The organism is Methylobacterium sp. PvP105 (genome assembly GCF_017876975.1).
Lineage (GTDB): Bacteria > Pseudomonadota > Alphaproteobacteria > Rhizobiales > Beijerinckiaceae > Methylobacterium > Methylobacterium radiotolerans.
Genome location: NZ_JAGIPA010000005.1, coordinates 421,106 through 438,289 on the forward strand (window position 1 = coordinate 421,106; position 17,184 = coordinate 438,289).

The 17,184-nt window shown below is 71.3% G+C and carries 13 protein-coding genes; 6 read left to right on the forward strand and 7 right to left on the reverse strand.

The annotated features are described in order from the left end of the window. The first annotated feature begins 298 nt into the window (after nt 1–298). Complete coding sequence (locus J3A75_RS35500; RefSeq protein WP_209651327.1) at nt 299–3,106, forward strand: hypothetical protein; 2,808 nt, start codon at nt 299–301, stop codon at nt 3,104–3,106. 560 nt (nt 3,107–3,666) lie between these two features. After that, nucleotides 3,667–3,831 (forward strand): hypothetical protein, encoded by a 165-nt coding sequence (locus J3A75_RS35505; protein ID WP_012329698.1) that lies wholly within the window; start codon nt 3,667–3,669, stop codon nt 3,829–3,831. Between the two features lie 124 nt (nt 3,832–3,955). Here the strand turns inward: J3A75_RS35505 and J3A75_RS35510 are convergent, their stop codons facing one another. Continuing rightward, nucleotides 3,956–4,174 carry a hypothetical protein gene (locus J3A75_RS35510; protein WP_076730001.1) on the reverse strand — a complete coding sequence of 73 codons (219 nt, stop codon included), beginning with the start codon at nt 4,172–4,174 and terminating at the stop codon, nt 3,956–3,958. A gap of 574 nt (nt 4,175–4,748) precedes the next feature. Between J3A75_RS35510 and J3A75_RS35515 the strand changes: the two genes are divergently transcribed. Both J3A75_RS35515 and J3A75_RS35520 read left to right on the forward strand, forming a co-directional pair. Further along, complete coding sequence (locus tag J3A75_RS35515) at nt 4,749–5,204, forward strand: YeeE/YedE family protein (protein ID WP_053622059.1); 456 nt, start codon at nt 4,749–4,751, stop codon at nt 5,202–5,204. After that, nucleotides 5,201–5,626: a YeeE/YedE family protein gene (locus J3A75_RS35520; protein WP_012329701.1), complete on the forward strand. Its 426-nt coding sequence runs from the start codon at nt 5,201–5,203 to the stop codon at nt 5,624–5,626. Before J3A75_RS35515 ends, J3A75_RS35520 begins: the two co-directional genes overlap by 4 nt. On the opposite strand, the gene J3A75_RS35525 is transcribed toward J3A75_RS35520, so the two are convergent. From J3A75_RS35525 to J3A75_RS35535, 3 genes are all read right to left on the reverse strand, one after another. Then, nucleotides 5,604–6,722 (reverse strand): metallophosphoesterase, encoded by a 1,119-nt coding sequence (locus J3A75_RS35525; RefSeq protein ID WP_053622053.1) that lies wholly within the window; start codon nt 6,720–6,722, stop codon nt 5,604–5,606. The two genes, J3A75_RS35520 and J3A75_RS35525, sit on opposite strands and share 23 nt — an antisense overlap. A 172-nt stretch (nt 6,723–6,894) precedes the next feature. Continuing rightward, the gene (locus tag J3A75_RS35530; protein ID WP_012329703.1) at nt 6,895–7,536 is read right to left on the reverse strand and encodes an HAD-IA family hydrolase; all 642 of its coding nucleotides are present in this window, start codon (nt 7,534–7,536) and stop codon (nt 6,895–6,897) included. A gap of 185 nt (nt 7,537–7,721) precedes the next feature. Further along, a complete protein-coding gene (locus J3A75_RS35535) occupies nt 7,722–8,903 on the reverse strand; it encodes an alanine racemase (RefSeq protein ID WP_245365012.1) in 1,182 nt (393 codons plus the stop codon). Nucleotides 8,904–8,998: 95 nt separating this feature from the next. Between J3A75_RS35535 and J3A75_RS35540 the strand changes: the two genes are divergently transcribed. Together J3A75_RS35540 and J3A75_RS35545 are read left to right on the forward strand one after the other, a co-directional pair. Then, nucleotides 8,999–9,952 carry a LysR family transcriptional regulator gene (locus J3A75_RS35540; protein WP_043074684.1) on the forward strand — a complete coding sequence of 318 codons (954 nt, stop codon included), beginning with the start codon at nt 8,999–9,001 and terminating at the stop codon, nt 9,950–9,952. Between the two features lie 803 nt (nt 9,953–10,755). Beyond that, nucleotides 10,756–11,769 (forward strand): crotonase/enoyl-CoA hydratase family protein, encoded by a 1,014-nt coding sequence (locus tag J3A75_RS35545; protein WP_209651328.1) that lies wholly within the window; start codon nt 10,756–10,758, stop codon nt 11,767–11,769. Here the strand turns inward: J3A75_RS35545 and J3A75_RS35550 are convergent. The 3 genes from J3A75_RS35550 to J3A75_RS35560 all read right to left on the reverse strand — a co-directional run bounded on the left by J3A75_RS35550 (nt 11,758) and on the right by J3A75_RS35560 (nt 17,184). Next, nucleotides 11,758–14,088: a putative bifunctional diguanylate cyclase/phosphodiesterase gene (locus J3A75_RS35550; RefSeq protein WP_209651329.1), complete on the reverse strand. Its 2,331-nt coding sequence runs from the start codon at nt 14,086–14,088 to the stop codon at nt 11,758–11,760. The genes J3A75_RS35545 and J3A75_RS35550 overlap by 12 nt on opposite strands. Nucleotides 14,089–15,294: 1,206 nt before the next feature. After that, nucleotides 15,295–16,119, reverse strand: coding sequence for a GntR family transcriptional regulator (locus J3A75_RS35555; RefSeq protein WP_012329708.1), 825 nt, complete (start codon nt 16,117–16,119; stop codon nt 15,295–15,297). Nucleotides 16,120–16,194: 75 nt separating this feature from the next. Continuing rightward, nucleotides 16,195–17,184: an Ldh family oxidoreductase gene (locus J3A75_RS35560; protein ID WP_024827283.1), complete on the reverse strand. Its 990-nt coding sequence runs from the start codon at nt 17,182–17,184 to the stop codon at nt 16,195–16,197.

Below are 17,184 nucleotides of genomic sequence, written 5' to 3' on the forward strand. Positions count from 1 at the left end.
CGCCGATCGAAGCCCGCGCGTCCTTCAAATGGATGATGTTCGAATACAGTTTTTCTGTGAGGCTCGGAGCGACTGTAATTTTCGCTGTCGGCGGTGCGGCGGTGTCGCGCCGCCATAATGCTGCATCGATAGAATCGTCTGTCGCATATAGATTATGAAATCGTTCATGACATCAATACTGATGGTGTAAAATTTTAGCATAAACTGTGCCGATGGCCGGCGGAGAGATGTTTGCGCGACCGCTGATCGGAACGGCTGAACCGCGAAGTCCGGCACCGCGCGGGCGATAGGAGGAGCGATGAGCGCCAGTCTCGCAGACATCCAGGCGGATGCCCCGTCCCATCACCTGCCCGCGGTGATGACGGGCCGGGACGCGTGGTTCCTCGATACCGAGCAGGCACTCGAAGAGGAGATGGATCACTTCTGCGGACCGCCGCAGCCCGGCGATCGCGCGCCCTGGCAGGCGCGGGCCGACCAGGCCCGGCTCGCCGCCCTGTGCCTGTCCGGGGGCGGGATCCGCAGCGCCACCTTCTGCCTCGGTGCCCTGCAGGCCCTGGCCAGCCGGCGGATGCTCGGCGAGTTCCACTACTTGTCGACGGTATCGGGGGGCGGCTTCGCGGGCGGCTGGCTGCAGACGTTCATACGCCAGTGCGGCAGCATCGCCGAGGCCGAGCGCCAGCTCGGCGGCTCGGGCAACGAGATCTTCGCCAAATTGCGGCGGTACACGAACTACCTGACGCCGGAAGTCGGGATCCTGTCGTCGGACACCTGGGCCGGCATCGTCCTCTACATCCGGAACACGATCCTCAACTGGTTGATCATCTTCCCGCTGCTGCTGTTCGTTCCCCTCGCGCTGCTCGCCTACAGGACGGCGCTCGAGGCTGCGCGCGGCAGCACGCTGTGGCTGCCCCTGGTGCTCGGCAGCGCGGCGCTGTTCGTCGCGACGTTCAGCGCCTGCATCCTCCTGCCGAGCCATCGGCCGCGGACCGGCGGCGTCACGGCGTACGCGTCCCCGGCGCGGGTCGCGGCCTGCATCGTCGCGCCGACCTGCGTCTGGGCCCTGGCGCTGCCGTTCACGCTCCGCGCGCTGTTCGAGCAGCCGCTGCCGGTCTCGGGCCTGTCCCTGTGCCGTCTGGGCCTCGCGTACTTCGCCGTGCAGGTCACGGCCTATCTCAGCGGCCTGATCTGGCAGACCGCGAAGGGTCATCCCGGCCTCTGGCTGTACGAGCGGAACGTCGGTCCCTGGCTCGCCAGCAGCCTCGTCTCGGCCGCGCTGATCAGTCTCTGCACCGGCGCCTTCATCGACTGGCTGGTCGGCGGGGCTGCCAGCTTCGATGCCGAACGGGCAGAGGTCTCACAGACCCTGACCTACGCGGCCCCGCCGGCGCTGATCGTCATCCACCTGCTCCAGAGCGTCATCTTCATCGGGTTCCGGAAGAGCGCCGAGTGCGCCGACCTCGACCGCGAGTGGGTCGCGCGGGTCGACGGACAGCTTCTGCTGGCCGCGATGGGCTGGACGGGGCTGTGCCTGTGCTGCCTCGTCCTGTCCGCCGACGCCCTCGGCCGCCACGACGCGCAGATCCCCGCCCTGTTCAGCGCGCTTGCCGCCCTCGCCACCGGCCCGGCCGCCGCCTTCCTGGGCAAGCAGGTCTTCGTCCGCGCGCAGTCCCTGGCCGCCAAGGGGCGGATGGACGACCTCGTGATGATGGGCCTCAGCGCGATGGCCGCGGTCTTCGGGATCAGCCTGTTCGCCCTGATGGGCTGGTGGCTCGGCCGCCTCCTCGGCTCCGCGTACGACTGGTGGGGCGACTGCCTGCTGCCGGGTTGGGCGCTCGGCGGCGCGAAGGTCGGCTCCGGCTGCGGCATCAACCCCTACGGCATGATCGTGATCCTGGATGTCGCGGTGGCGGCGGTCCTGGCCGGGGCCGTCTGGCTGTTCGGCCGCGTCAACGTCAACCGCTTCTCCATGCACGGCGTCTACCGCAACCGCCTGACCCGGGGGTTCCTCGGCTCGGCGCGGGCGCGGCGCGACGCCGATCCCTTCACCGACTTCGACGAGGAGGACAGCCCGCGCATCGCCGAACTCGGGACGGAGAAGCGGCTGCTGCCCGTCGTCAACATGACGCTCAACCTGACCGATCTCCTCCACACCGAGTGGGCGGAGCGGAAGGCCGCCTCGTTCACCGCGACACCCTTCGCCTGCGGCTCGGCTGTCCTCGACCGCGCGGACAGGGCGCGCGACCTGCCCGCCACCGGCGGTCCGCGCGGGGCCTACATCCGCACATCGCAGTATGCCGGGATGGAGACGCGGGGCGATCGTGTCAGCGCGGGCAGAGGGCCGCTGCTGGGCGGGCTGCTGACGATCTCCGGGGCCGCGGTCAGCCCGAACTGGGGCTATCACTCGTCGCGCCCGATCGCGTTCCTGATGACCCTGTTCAACGTCCGGCTCGGCGCCTGGCTGCCCAACCCCGCGGTGGCGCGCCGGGACGACTTGAAGCTCGCCAAGCCGAGGAATTCCGTGCTCGCGCTCCTGAGCGAGCTGGGCGGCCGCAGCACCGATGTCCGGCAGGCGATCTACCTCTCGGACGGCGGCCATTTCGACAATCTCGGCGTCTACGAGATGCTGCGGCGGCGCTGCGCGCGGATCGTGGTGATCGACGCGGGCCAGGACGAACACTGCACCTTCTTCGACCTCGGCAGCGTGATCCGGAAGGCCGAGGTGGACGGGTTGGCGAAGGTCCAGATGGGCGAGATGCGCATTCTCGCCCGCTCGACGATCGAGCGCGAGGGCAAGCGCGCCGGCGCGCTGGGCTACGCGCGCGGTACGATCGCGTATCCGGGCGCCCGCGACGCGGCATCGCTGATCTACATCAAGCCGAGCTTCCTGGACGACATCCCCGCCGAAGTCCGCGCCTACGGCGCCACCAGCCCGGCCTTCCCGCACGAGAGCACGGCCAACCAGTGGTTCTCGGAGAGCCAGTTCGAGAGTTACCGCGCCCTGGGCTTCCATCAGGTCAGCAAGATGTTCGGCTCGAAGCTCACGACCTTGTCGGACTGGTCCGTGTATCTCGACAGCGAGATCGGGCGGCGCCCCCCGGACTGCTAGCGCCGGCGATCGTGCCGGACACGGCCGCCTTCCGATCGCAAGGGGGCGGCCGACCGCGGCAGCCGCGCGGACGCGGAGATCCGGGAAGACCCGCGCCGGGGTGCGGCCCGTCGCGCTGTCCGCACCTCGGCACCGGATTCGTGACGGAGGCGATGATCCGTCTCCCCTCGCGCGGCCAAGGCTCGGGACAGCCGGTGCCGATCTCGCCGCGCTCAGGACGTCGGCACGTCGCACAGGCATCGAGGCGCGGCGAACGCGACCCTGTTCACGGCGTCGCGACCGCCGCGGCGCGGGTGGTGCCGAGAAGGCCTTCGCGCCCACGCCGCGATCCCTGTTGAGCCGGCCATCGTCCGCCAAGAGACGCTACGATCGAAGCTGAGTGGGGCCGGGATTATTTCGCTGGGGCGGCGGTTCGGTGAAGCGGAGGGGTCGGAAACTCTATTGCGCAATCGGATCGGGGCCTGAATTGGGAGATCTACGTAAACTTGCTCGCCTCAGAAGCGCGGAATCGATCAAATGATGGATGCGTTAATTAGAAGTCGCTGCTAGGACACGTCATCATGTTGGCGGAGGAGCGGATGCGCTACCGGGCCGTAAGCGTCTTGGATGTGTTGGCCGTGCCTCCCGATGAGAGCCCGACCGACGAGACTCTCATGCTCCGCGAGCACATCCGCCGAATCCTGCGCAAACTCTCCCGGGCGAGGGCCGAGCTCCAGTACAGCTGAAGTGGGCGGCGCCTGTCGGCGGCGGTGCCGATCTCCGCCCCGACGGCCGTCAGGATCGACTGTGTCGCTCCGCGTTCCCATCGCCGCGATGGGCGGCGCGCTCCGTTCCGAGCATCTGTGCCGTCTACGAGGTGACCTCGGTGTCGTGGCGGCTCGGCGCGGGTTCGACGTCGCGACCGGACGGGGTGTAGGCGCACCAGCCGCATTGCCCGAGGTCGGCAGCCCGCGGCGCGTTCCACTGCGAGCACAGCGGGCACACCTTCAGCACGAGCTTGGCGCCGTGCGCGAAGGCCAGACCGCGGCCGCGGAACGTGACTCTACCCTGGGGAAGATCAGTGGACATCGGCGCCCTGACTGTAACACAGGTTAGTGATTGGAACCTGTCCAATCTGCGCAACTCCGTCAACCCCGGACGGTGCCGGGCGTCGTGATCCGGTTGTCGTGCTCTGCCCCGGTGGCGAAGTCGACCGAGACCTCCCGGTTGATCGTCGAAGACTTCGAGCGGCGTTGGCAGCCCGGCATCCGTGCGGCGGCAGCCGGGTCGTGGCGCGATCGGATCAGGTCACGCGTCCGGCTCGCACAGGTCTCGCATCGCACCTTTCGATAGCGAGGACGGTTCCGGTCAGATCGCACCGAGGGCGACGTGTCGGCCGAGGATCGGGCGGCGCTTGCGCGTCCGGCAACCGACCCTGTCGGAGAAGCTCGGCGAGCGGCGCACCGTCGATATCGTCGCCAGCCGGCGCGAGCACAGGGTGGCCTTCTACAGCTTGACCGATCCGCGCCTCCGGGCGCTTCTCGACGCGGTCGAGGATATCCTCGCGATCAACCGCCGACCGCGGCGGCTCCCGGCGCGCGCCCGACGCGCCGGATCGGGCGCTCGGCCAGGCCGCGAAGTTCGGGCAGATCGGAGACGGACCGTGACCGCTTTCCTCGCTCCGCTCGCGGGGGGCGCCCTGATCGGCGCCTCGGCGGCGCTGCTGCTTCTGGCCAACGGCCGCATCGCCGGGATCAGCGGCATCCTCGGCGGCCTGCTCGACAGCCTGTTCGACCGCCTGTTCGACAGCCCCCTGGGGCCGGCGGCCCGCGACTGGGCCTGGCGCGCGGCCTTCCTCGTCGGGCTCCTCGCCGGTCCCGCCCTGTACCGGCTGGCGGCGGGCCACTGGCCGGATGTCCGCGCGGGCGCGTCGTGGCCGATGCTGATCGCCGCCGGTCTCCTCGTCGGCTACGGGACCCGCCTGGGCTCGGGCTGCACCAGCGGTCACGGGGTCTGCGGACTCGCCCGGCTCTCGCCGCGCTCCCTGGCGGCGGTCGCGACCTTCATGGCGGCGGCCATCGTCACCGTCTTCCTCGTACGGCACGGCGTGACGCGATGAGCGCGCCGCGCCTCCTCGCCGCCCTGGTGAGCGGCCTGCTGTTCGGCGTCGGCCTCGCCCTCTCGGGCATGATGGACCCCGAGCGGGTCCTGGGCTTCCTCGACGTCGCGGGCGCCTGGGATCCGAGCCTCGCCTTCGTGCTGGCCGGGGCCGTCGGAGTCTCGGCGCTGGGCTACGCGATCAAGGCGCGGATGGCGCAGCCCGCCCTGGCGCCGCGCTTCGAAGTGCCGACGAACCGGAGCGTGGATGCCCGGCTGCTCGCCGGAGCCGCGCTGTTCGGCGTCGGCTGGGGGCTCGCCGGCTTCTGTCCCGGCCCGGCCCTGGCCGGCCTGAGCCTCGGCCTGCCGGAGGTCGCGCTGTTCGTGGCGGCGATGCTCGCCGGGATGCTGCTCCACCGCGTCAGGTGGCCCTCCGCAGGGTGACCCGCGTCAGCTCCGACGGACGCCCCAGCCGGAGGGCGAAGCCGGGCCAGAGCCCGGTGCCGTTGCTGACGTAGAGCCGCATCGTCCCGACCCGGTACGCGCCCGAGACGAACCCGGCATTGCCGCGCGCCACCAGCCGGTCCAGGCCGCGGATCATGCCGCCGTGGGTATGGCCGGAGAGCTGGAGCGCCACGCCGCGCGCCGCGGCCCGGGCGGCGTTCGCCGGCTGGTGGTCCAGCAGAACGATCGGCGCGCCCTCGGGCGCGCCCGCCAGGGCTGCGTCGAGGTCGGGGCCCGGATGCCCCGTGGCGGGCGCGGAGCGGTCGGTGACGCCGGCCAGCACCAGCGCGGCGCCGCCGCGCCTCAGGACCGTGTGGGCGTTGGCGAGGACGCGGATCCCCAACCCGGCGAGGTGGCGCATCCAGGCGTCGTGGTCGAAGAAGTACTCGTGGTTGCCGGGCACGGCCCAGACTCCGTCGCGCGCGCGCAGGTCCTGCAACGGCCTGACGTCGCTCCGCCGGGCCTCCAGCGACCCGTCGATGAAGTCGCCGGTCACCACGATCAGGTCGGCCCGGAGGGCGTTGGCGCGCGCGACGACGGCCCCCGCCCAGGCGGCCGGGAACAGGCGGCTGATATGCAGGTCGGTCAGGTGCAGGATCGTGTAGCCGTCGAGGCCGGGGGGCAGGTCCGCGATCGCGACCGGGACGTCCTTCAGCGGCGGCACGCGCGCGGCCCGCCACACGGCGACGGCCGAGAGGCACGCGGCCGCCGCGGCCAGCGCGGCGCGCCAAGCGGTCGGGATCGCCCAGCCGCCTCCGGGCAGCGCCAGGGAGATCAGGGCGACGAGGTCGAGGGCGAGCTGCGTCACCGCCGCCAGCGCGATCGCGCCGAACGCCCAGTTGAACAGGATCACGACCGGGCGCGGGAATTCCGGCGCGAAGACCGACCCGGAGGAGAGGCGGCTCCACAGGTGGTACTGGGAGGCGACGAGGAGGAGCGCGGCGAGGCCGAGCCTAAGCGCGAGCGGCGCCGGCAGGGGCCACACCACCCGCGCGATGACGTAGGCCGCGGGCAGGCTGGGGATGAGGCGGATCATGGGCGGCTACATGGACCGGGCGGCGGCCGAAAGGCAAAGCTTGCGCCCGGTTCGACCCGGTCGCTCGGTGCGCGGCGACCGGAAGGACCGCCGTCGGCGGCTCTGAAGGCGCCCTCCGCCGACCCGTTGCCCGCCCCGGGACCGCACCCGCTGCGCCCGGCGAGCGCCGGCGTCAGCGCGCGCTCGGCTCGAACCAGCCGCGCAGCGGTTCCAGGGTGGTCTCGTGCGCCAGCGGGGGCGGCGCGCCGTCCGGGGCCGCCATGCCCGCGCGGTCGTGCCAGTACGTCGCCAGCCCCACCCGCGCCGTCCCCACCAGGTCGAAGGCCGAGCCGGCGACGAACAGGCAGCGCGCGGGCTCGACCCCGAGGGCCTGCAGTCCCAGCCGGTAGGGACGCGGATCGGGCTTGTAGAATCCGGCGCGCTCCGCCGTGACGACCGCGTCGAGCTCGACCCCCACGCAACCGGCGGCGATGCGCCCCAGACGTTCGGAGCAGTTGGTCACGACGCCGAGCCGCACGGAGCGCGCCGCGAGCGCCTGCAGGGTCTCCGTCACGCCGGGCCAGGGCCGGAGTTCGCCGTAGCGGTCCTCGAGGTCCGCCGCGAGGCGGCGCGGCATGCCCACCGCCTCGGCGGCCTCGGCCACGAGATCCTCGTACGGCCGGTACGCCCCCGTCCGGTAGGTGATCCGCAGGTACTCGGCCCGCCACCGGCGGCCGGCCTCCTCGCTGCCGGCGACCGAGTTCCACAGGGACCAGCTGTCGAGCAGGGCCGTCAGGAGATCGAACAGGACGGCGTCGAACCGGTGGGATGTCATGGTGGGGTCTCCTTCCGTGTCGCGCGCCGCAGCGGGCGGTGCCGTCCGTCGCGCGGCCGCGGGCCGCGCCGCAGCGTCCCGGCGCGTCAGTCCGCGCCTCACCGCATCCGGACCGGCTCCCGTCGCGTCCGGCGTCGCCGGGCGGTCGAGGTGCGCGCCATCCGTGCCGTCACGGTCGGCACCGCCTACCAGCCATTGATGCGCGGCCAGACGGCGGCGACCCGCCCGTCGGCGTCGAGGACGTGGTAGCGGTCGTACTGCGCGCCCGTCGCGCAGGCGTGGTTCGGCAGGACGCGCACGCGGTCGCCGATGGCCAGCTCCGGGAGGGCGGCGCGGGAGCCCGGGCGCAGGGCGAGGATGCCGTGCTCCTGGTTGGCGTCGGCGACGATCAGGTCCGGATAGGGGCGGCCGGCGCGGTCGCAGACCACGCCGTAGCCCTGATCGACCGCCTGCCGGGCCGTGCCCCGGTCGCGCGACAGCGCCATCCAGCCGGCATCGGTGATGATCCAGCCCTTGTCGCGGCGGTGCCCGATCACGGTGGCGAGCACGCTCACCGCGATGTCGTCGACCGCGACGGAGCCGACGCCGGCCTGGAACAGGTCGCCGAACATGAACACGCCGGCCCGAACCTCGGTGACCCCGGCGAGGTCCCGGGCGTAGCGCGCGGTCGGGGTCGAGCCGACGCTCACCACCGGGCACGGCAGACCCGCCCCGCGCAGCAGGGTGGCCGCCGTCACCGCCGCCGCGCGCTCGGTCTCCGCGGCCGCGGCGAGATCCTCGGGATCGCTGAGGCCGTAGCTGTCGCCGGCATGGAGCAGCACGCCGCGCAGGTCCGCCCCCGCGCCGAGCGCGCGCCCGATCGCCACCAGCAGCGCCGCGTCCGCCGGCTTCACGCCGGAGCGATGGCCGTCGGCGTCGACCTCGATCAGGACCGGCAGACGGTCGCCGGTCCGCGCGGCCCAGGCGGCGACCGCGTCCGCCTGCTCGATCGAGTCGAGCACCACGGCGAGGTCCGCGCCCCAGCGTCGCCGGATCGCGCCGACGCGGTCGAGCTTCTGCGGGGCGATGCCGACGCCGTAGATCATGTACCGCACCCCGCCCTCGGCGAAGTACTCGGCCTCGCGCAGGGTCGAGACCATCGCCGGGCCGGCCGGACCGGCCATCGCCAGGCGGGCGACGTCGATCGACTTCGCCGTCTTCAGGTGCGGCCGGAGGGTGACGCCCAGCCGGTCCAGGTGCGCCCGCATCCCCGCGAGGTTCGCGCGCAGCCGCGCCTCGTCGAGGAGCAGGCACGGCGTCTGGAGGGGGCTCGAGGCTCCGTCGATCTCCGCTGACCGCAACGGCGCCTCGGCTCGATTGCCCGGCATGTCCGCGCCTCCCTGTCTCACTGCCGGGTGACAGACCATGCCGGGCCGGAAGACACCATTAATCTGTTCGGCATTCTGGATTAAGGTCAGCCTTAATGCTCGACACCGACGATCTCCGGTTCTTCGCGGCGGTGGCGGCCAGCCCGTCTCTGGCCGCCGCGGCGCGCAGCCTGAACGTGTCCCCGCCCGCCGTGACGCAGCGGCTGCGCAGTCTCGAGAAGCGGCTGCGGGTTCATCTGGTGGACCGGTCCGGCCGCGGCCTCACGCTGACCGACGAGGGGGAGCTGCTGGCCGAGCGCGGCCGCGACCTCCTCGGCGCCTTCGACGATCTCGCCGACGCCCTGGCCGAGCGCGTCGGCGCGGTGACCGGACATCTGCGCGTCGTCGCCCCGCTCGGCTTCGGGCGCCGGCACGTGGCCCCGGTCGTGACGGCGTTCCGGCTCCGGCATCCGGGCGTGCGGATCGACCTGCTGCTCTCGGACCGCCTGGGTCGCATCCCGTCCGAGACCTGGGACCTCGCGATCCACGTCGGTGAGATCAGGGAGGCGACCCCGAGCCTGACCGTGCGCGCCCTCGCGCCGAACGATCGGATCCTCTGCGCGGCGCCCGCCTACCTGGCCCGGCACCCGGCCCCGCGCGTGCCGGTCGACCTGCGGGATCACACCTGCATCGCGCTGCGCGAGAACGACGAGGACGTGACGCTCTGGCGCTTCCGGGCGGCGGACGGCGCCGAGGCGCGCGTCAGGGTGGACGCGGGCCTGGTCAGCAATGACGGCGACGTGGTGCGCGGTTGGGCCCTCGCGGGCCTCGGCGTGATCGTCCGCTCGGAATGGGACGTCGCCGACGACCTGCGCGCCGGGCGGCTGACGCGCCTGCTCGAAGGTTACGCCCTGCCGTCGGCGCCGGTCGTCGCCCTGCTCGGCTCGCAACGGCGGTCGCGCGCGGCCCGGACGGAGCGGTTCCTCGAGGCGCTCCGACGCGCGTTCGACCCGCTGCCGTGGCGCACAGCCCGGGGGCCGGACGGGCCCGCCCAGGACCCCGTCCGCTGAGGCCTGCCCGGACGCCGAGGGACTGTCCCCCGGCCGGCACAGGCCTCCCGGCGTCCCGGCCGGGCTCCTTCCGAGGCGCGGGTCGCGCCCGCGCAGCCATCCGTCCAATCGGTCAGACGAGGCGGGCGTCCGACCCAGGAGAAGCCGTTCCTGAGGCCGTGGATCACGATGTCTCCGCCGGGCGGCGCGCCGGCCGCGGATGCCGCGGCGCGGTCGGCTGCGTCCGGATAGGGGATCCGCCGCGAGGCGGGCGATGCTGTTCGGGTTCTTGCCCGCGATGCGGTCGTGACCCTCGGGTGTTCTGCCGTCGCGTTCCGCCGCCTTCCGTCGCTTTCGGGCCGATCGGCGCGAAGCCCAGGGAGACGCGGCAGACCGCCAGCACGCGCCCGCCGCCGAGGAGCGTCAGCCGCCGTCGCGCCGCGCCGTGCGCCTCGGCCAACGGCGCGGCATTCGGCCCTGTTTCCGGGTGGCGCGGGTCGCGATGCGGCGGGGCAGCGCGGCGGGGCAGGGCGGTCACAGGGCTGGGTCGCGCGGCGGAGGTCTACGGGCCCGATGGGACGGGCCCCGCGCGTCGCTCGGGCAGGGCCGGCGGCGGCGAGAGCGACGTGGACGCGACCCGTGCCGCACGATCACCTGGGCGTCGACGGGCCGCCACATCCCAATAGCCCCGGCTTGCAAGCAAAAGCGGCTAATCGGCCAGAAATTAACCAAAGATTAATTATCTGAGGAGGGCCGCTCCGGCCGCCTAGCCCTGCGGGGCCGGCCGCGATACGGTTAAGGACCACTTAACGGATCCAAATGAAATGGCGTCTATTACAGGCCTCGCCAAAGATTTGGTGCCTTACCCCGGTCCTGTGCCGCTGCGACGGCGGCCGACGCCCGCGCGGCGACCGAGCGAGACGCGGATCGCTCCGGCCGTATCGCCCGCCGATCCCGGCCTCTCCGAACTCGCTCAGATCGAAGTCGATTTCGAAGCCGGCAGCAACACCCTGTGGGCCTTCATGCGCCCGCACGGACGCCCCTGCCAGAATCCCGAGATGCTGGCCGATTTCAGCCGGCTGCAGGACGATATCGAGCGGGTCTTCGGCAGCGGCGGTCCTGATCTGAACTATTTCGTCTTCGGGTCGCGATTTCCCGGCGTGTTCAGTCTCGGCGGTGATCTGAACCTGTTCGCGAGCAAGATCCGCGCGGGCGACGAGGCCGCGCTGGTCGGCTACGGCAACGCGTGCGTCGATGTTCTTCACCGCAACATGAACGCGCTGAATCTGCCGATCATCACGATCGGCCTCGTTCAGGGCGACGCGCTGGGCGGGGGGTTCGAGGGCCTGCTCTCGTTCGACGTGATCATCGCCGAGAAGGGCACCAAATTCGGCTTTCCGGAAATACTCTTCGGACTCTTCCCCGGTATGGGAGCGTACAGCTTCCTCGCCCGGCGACTGGGGACCATCAAGGCTCAGGAGATGATCCTCGATGGAAGAACCTACACCGCCGAAGAGATGCACGAACTGGGGATCGTTCACATCCTCGCCGAGCGCGGCCAGGGCGAGGCCGCCGTGCGCGCCTACATCGCCGGCAACCGTCGGCGGCGCAACGGGCAGCAGGCGATCTATCAAGCGGCCCGCGAGGTCGATCGCATATCCTTGGACGAGTTGAGAAAGATCGTCGCGGTCTGGGCGGCCGCCGCGATGAACCTCACCGACAGGGATCTGAGCATCATGGAGCGGCTCGTTCTGGCTCAGGACAAGCTCAGGGGAAAAGCCCAGGCCGCTCAGGCACGCACGGTGCCCGCACGGGCGCTGTCGGCGTCAGCTCGCTAGCCTCGTCAGAGGCCCCGCGGCCGCGAGCATAGTCCGGATCTGCGGCGCGGCGACCGGACGGCTGAAGACGTAGCCCTGGATCAGATCACAGCCCTCCGTGCGGAGGATGGAGAGTTGCGTCTCGGTCTCGACGCCCTCGACGACGATGGCCATCCCGATGCTTCGTCCCATGCCGACGATCGCCCGGATGATCGCGGTCGACTCGGCCTTCCGGTCCAGATCCGACACGAACGACCGGTCGATCTTCAACTTGTCGAAGGCGAAATTTCTCAGGGAGCTCAGGGACGAGTAACCCGTCCCGAAGTCGTCGATCGACAGGCGGATCCCGAGCTGGCGGAGCTTGTTGATGGTCTCGACGATCTTGTGCGTCGCGCCCAGCGTCACGCTCTCCGTGATCTCGAGTTCCAGGCGATGCGCCGGGAGGCCGGAGCGATTCAGCGCGCCGATGACGTGGAAGGCCAGCTGCGGATCGCCGAACTGACGCGGCGACATGTTGACCGCGACGCTCACGGTCGACGGCCACTTCCGGGCCTCGCGGCAGGCCTCGTTCAGCACCCAGTTGCCGAGCTGGACGATGAGCCCCGTGTCCTCGGCCACCGGGATGAAGTCCGACGGCGGGATGTATCCCGAGACGGGGTGGTGCCACCGAAGCAAGGCCTCGCAGCTCACGATCGCCCCGGTGCTCGAGTCGACGATCGGCTGATAGTGCAGCTCCAGCTCCCCGTTGGTCAGAGCGGCCCGGAGATCCGACTCGAGGGCGTGCCGCGCGCGCGTGGCCGCTTCCATCTCATGCTGGAAGATCTTGAACCCGCTCCTGCCGGCCCCCTTGATGGCGTAGAGGGCGATATCGGCGCATTTCAGGAGTCTGTCCTCGTCGTTGGCGTGGAACGGGGCGATCGCGATGCCGATCGAGGCGCCGACGGTGACGTGAGTGCCGTCGATATCGAAAGGCCGCTCCAGTTCTTGCAGGACGCGCCGCGCGAGATCCTCCGCGACAGCCGGCGACGTGACGGATTGCTGGACGATGACGAACTCGTCGCCGCCGAGGCGGGCGACCAATCCGGATAGCGCCCCGATCCCGCGCAGCCGGTCCGCGACCATCTGCAACAATCGGTCTCCGGCCGGGTGCCCCAGCGTGTCGTTGATGACTTTGAAGTGGTCGAGGTCGAGCAGATGGACCGCGAAATCTCCCTTGCTGCGGGCGCTGGCCTTCAGCGCCTCGGAGACCTTGGCCTTGAAGCTGCTTCGGTTCAGCAGGCCGGTCAGATCGTCGTAACTCGCCATCTGCTGGATGCGGGCCTCGTTTCGACGCCGCTCGGTGATGTCCTCGAAGATGATGACGTAGCCCTTCTCGGCGGTCCGCCGCTGCATCAACGAGACCACGCGATCGTCGGGGAGGATCAAGACCAGATTCCCCGATCGCAACGCATTCGACGCCGCCGCAAACGTCGAGAGCGTCGAGCCGCGCCCCGCAGACCTCTCATCGACGATGGCGCGGCTCAATTTGTACAGCGATCTGGCCGTGGAGTTGGTATGGATCCGGCTTGAGGGAATGCCCGATATCGAGAGGAACTGGTCGTTCCAGACCTGAAGGCGGCCGCGCGCGTCGAACATGCACAGCCCGTGCGACATGTTGCGCAACGCGATGTCGAAGAGATTGGCCTGGGCCTGGAATTTCGCGGCGAGCGCCTCCTTCTCGCGCGTCGTGACCAGGGCCGACACGATGATCTCGCGCGTGCTGAGCGTGATATCGATCATGCCGTAGGCGAACAGGAGCGAGAGGATGCCGAGCGAGGCCCGCTCGCCGTCGCCGGACACCAGCAGACCCGCCGACAGCGGCATGGCCGACAGGACAACCTGCGCGATGGCCAGCAGGGGGCGGCCCGCGTTGCGGCCCGAGATGCCCGCGGCGTAACCGATGGTGAACGTGGGGGTGATGACCTGGAGCGCGAGGTTGGACGACCGGGTCGTGATGAGAAACGACAGGATACCGAGCGATGCGGCGTAGGCGAACGCGCCGACGGAGAAGTATGTCTCCCAGATTTCGTGCCGATCGTACTTTTCCGGGCCCTTCGTCAGGTAAACCCGAGCGAGCAGGACGCGGGTGAGCCCGATCAGGCCGACCGCGAACGCGGTCAGGGTGATCGCCCGATCATCGGACCAGAACGCCGCGGCCGTGGCGACGATCGTGCCGGACGCGGCGCCGACCGCGAGAGAGGCGAAGGGCTGATACAGCCCGTCGACGAGCGACCGCTTCACGTCGCGCGAGAGCAGGGCGTCTTCAGCCAGTGCGGCCCGCAGTTTGGAGTACAGTCCCAAAGCGGCGTCTCGCTACTTCGCTCTCGTTGCGGCTGTCGTCACTGAGGCAGTCCAATCCGAAATTATCTCCGCAGATTAGCGGCCTCGAATTTCAAAGATATTGAAGGGCGTGGTTAACGGCGCTCGTCGGGCGTGTCTATGCATCGAACATTCATATAATGGCCGCGAATATTTTATAATTATGGCCATTCGCGGAGGCGAATAGCGATAGCGTTACGGGCCGTGCGGAACAGATACGGAGGGAGCGGACGCGGAGGATTCACACATGTCCCGTCGGGCGTCGCGCCGCTGACGGCCCGTATCCAGAGACGTCGTCTTGCGCGGCCGTATTCGATCGGAAGACGTCGGCCTGCTCGTCAGATGTCGGAACGATCGGGCGCTCTTGCCCCGGTCCCAGGGCGGTCCTGCTCGTCCCGTTTCTCACTCGACGTCTTCATCCCGTCCTGCCGATGTCGTCGTGTTGAGGACTTACACCTCCCGGGCGCAACGCGCGCGCTCGTGACATCGCTGCCGGGCGCGGGGGACCGCCGCGCTGCAGGCGAGCAGCCTCGCAGGGGCGGGCACGGGGCGACAGCCTCTGCGACGCGCGAGCCGGACCGGTCCGGTAGGGCGGTTCTGGCGGTCATCGCGCGGCCTCCTGCCCGGTCTCGGCGCTCAGTGGGCCGCACCGAGATGGGCCGCGTTGGCCCTGGCCTGCTCCCCCGCGACTGGCGCCCGGTAGACCTTCATCATCTTGGCTTCCCTCGGCACAGCTTGGCGATTGGCGACCTCGGCGTCCCAGAACGCCTGCCCCTTCCGGGGCGGCTGCCTGGCGACGTAGTCGGCCGAGCGGCAGGTCAGGCACTTCTCCTGCGCGGGCTGCGAGCCGGCCGCGAGCGCGGCATCCGGGGCCGGCCGGAACTGCGCCGTCGGTATCCGGCGCGTCGGTATCTGGCGCGGTGGCGAGCGCCCGGGCGGCGGCGACCGCCGGGCGAAGCGGGCGGGTGCTGGACATGCCGATCGCCCCTCTAGACCGCCCGCACGCGGGTTGGCTCGACGACGTTGCGCCTGTAGCCGGCGGGGTTCCGGCGCGGCTCCCGCTCAGCCGCGTGAAATCCCGTCTCGCGCGATCGGTCATCGCGCGCTCCCGCTCGGGCTGCCGCGGCCGCGGTCCGGTTCGGCCCGCCCGCCTTCGGCCGCGGGGCGACGCTCCCGACGGGATCCCGATCAGCGAAGGACGGAGAGGTAGTGGATGTCCTGCGTCAGGCAGGTCGAGAGACGCCACTCGACCGGCCGCTCCTCGAGATCGATGGCGACGCGGTCGATCTCGAGGGCGGGGGTGCCGGCGGCCACCTGGAGCAGCTCCGCCTCGCGGGGCGCGATCGCCACGGCCTTCAGGCGCTCGTTGGCGGTGGCGATCGTGATGCCGTAGCGGGTGGCGTAGAGGCTGTAGAGGGTGTTCGGCAGCTCGATCTGGGCGATGCCCGGGAACAGACCGGCGGGCACGCTGATCGTCTCGACCACGCAGAGCTTGGCGTCGACGGCGCGCACGCGCTCGATCCGGACCACGCGGGCGGACCGCACGAGGTCGAGGCGCCCGCGCTCGTCGGCGCTGGCGGCCGCCTCCGCGATCCCCGTCACCCGGCTCGACGGCATGCCGGCGCCGTCGCCGTCCGGCCGCAGCTTCAGGAAGCGGAAGACGCTCTGCTTGTCGTCGTGATCGGCCACGAAGGTCCCGCGGCCCTGGCGGCGCACCAGCAGGCTGTCGGCGGTGAGCGCGTCGAGGGCCTTGCGCACCGTCCCCTGGCTGACGCCCAGCTCGGCGGCGAGCTGCCCCTCGCTCGGCAGGACCTGGCCCGGCTGCCAGACCGCGTCGGCCAGGCGCTTCAGCAGCGTGTCGTAGACCTGCCGGTAGAGCGGGCGGAAGCCGACCGTGCGGGCGCCTCCCGAATCTGTGCGCCCCGAACCTGCCTGCCCTTCGCCTGACCGTTCCATCGCGTGACGACGCAGAGCCCCATCCGTGGGTAGAGCGTCGAAGGTTGTGTCCAGCACCTCTCCCTCCTCTCGCTTACGTCGGCCAGACGACGGGAGCAATCACCGCTTCCTCGTCCGCACAGGCGATCCGCGTCACAGCGCCCGGATCTCGGCGACGAGGGCTTCGGCCACGTCGAGGCCGGCCTCGGCGGCCCGGCGGCGCAGCCCGAGCCGGCGGCTGCCGGGGAGCCGGGCGCCGTCCTGCGCCGCGATCGTGCCGGCCAGCGCCGCGAAGCGCTCCGGCGCGTCCGGGCTGAGCGCGGCCGCGTCGAGGACGAGGATCAGCTGCCCGGTCCCCGGCGGGTCGCCCGCGGCGTCGAGGAACGAGGAGGCCTCGCCGGCGAAGCGCGCGCCGACGAGGCCGGCGGCGAGCAGTTCCACCATCAGGGCGAGCGCCGTGCCCTTGGCGTCGCCCAGCGGCACCATGGTGCCGTCGAGGGCGGCCCCCGCATCCGTGGTCGGGCGCCCGTCGGCGTCGAGGGCCCAGCCCTCGGGGATCGGCTCCCCGCGCCTGGCCGCCCCGACGATGTTGGCGCGGGCCACCTTCGACAGGGCGAGGTCGACCACGATCGGCGCGCCGCCCGGCAGCGGGCAGGCGAAGGCCAGCGGGTTGGTGCCGAACACCGCCTGGCGCCCACCCCACGGCGCCATCGCGGCGGGCGTGTTGGCGAAGAGCAGCGCGACGCAGCCCTGCTCGGCCAGGCGCTCCACCGGCCGCCCCGCGGCGCCGCAATGGTGCGAGCGGCGGATGCCCGCCGCCGCCACGCCCTGCTGGCGGGCGAGACCCGGCAGCGCCTCCAGGGCGAGATCGATCGCCGGGTAGGCGAAGCCGTGGGCGGCGTCGATCGCGAGCAGGCCCGGCCGCGGGCGTGACGCAAGCGGGACCGCGTCGCCCACGACCTTCCCGGCCCGGACCTGCGCGGCGTAGGGCGCGACCCGCGACAGGCCGTGGCCCTTGAGCCCGTCCGCCTCGGCGCCGACCAGCGCGCGGGCAACGCTCCGGGCCGCGGCCTCGGCCGTGCCGCATCGGACGAGGGCGTCGGCGGCGAGGGCCTCGGCCTCCGACAGGGTGAGGTTCGGCAT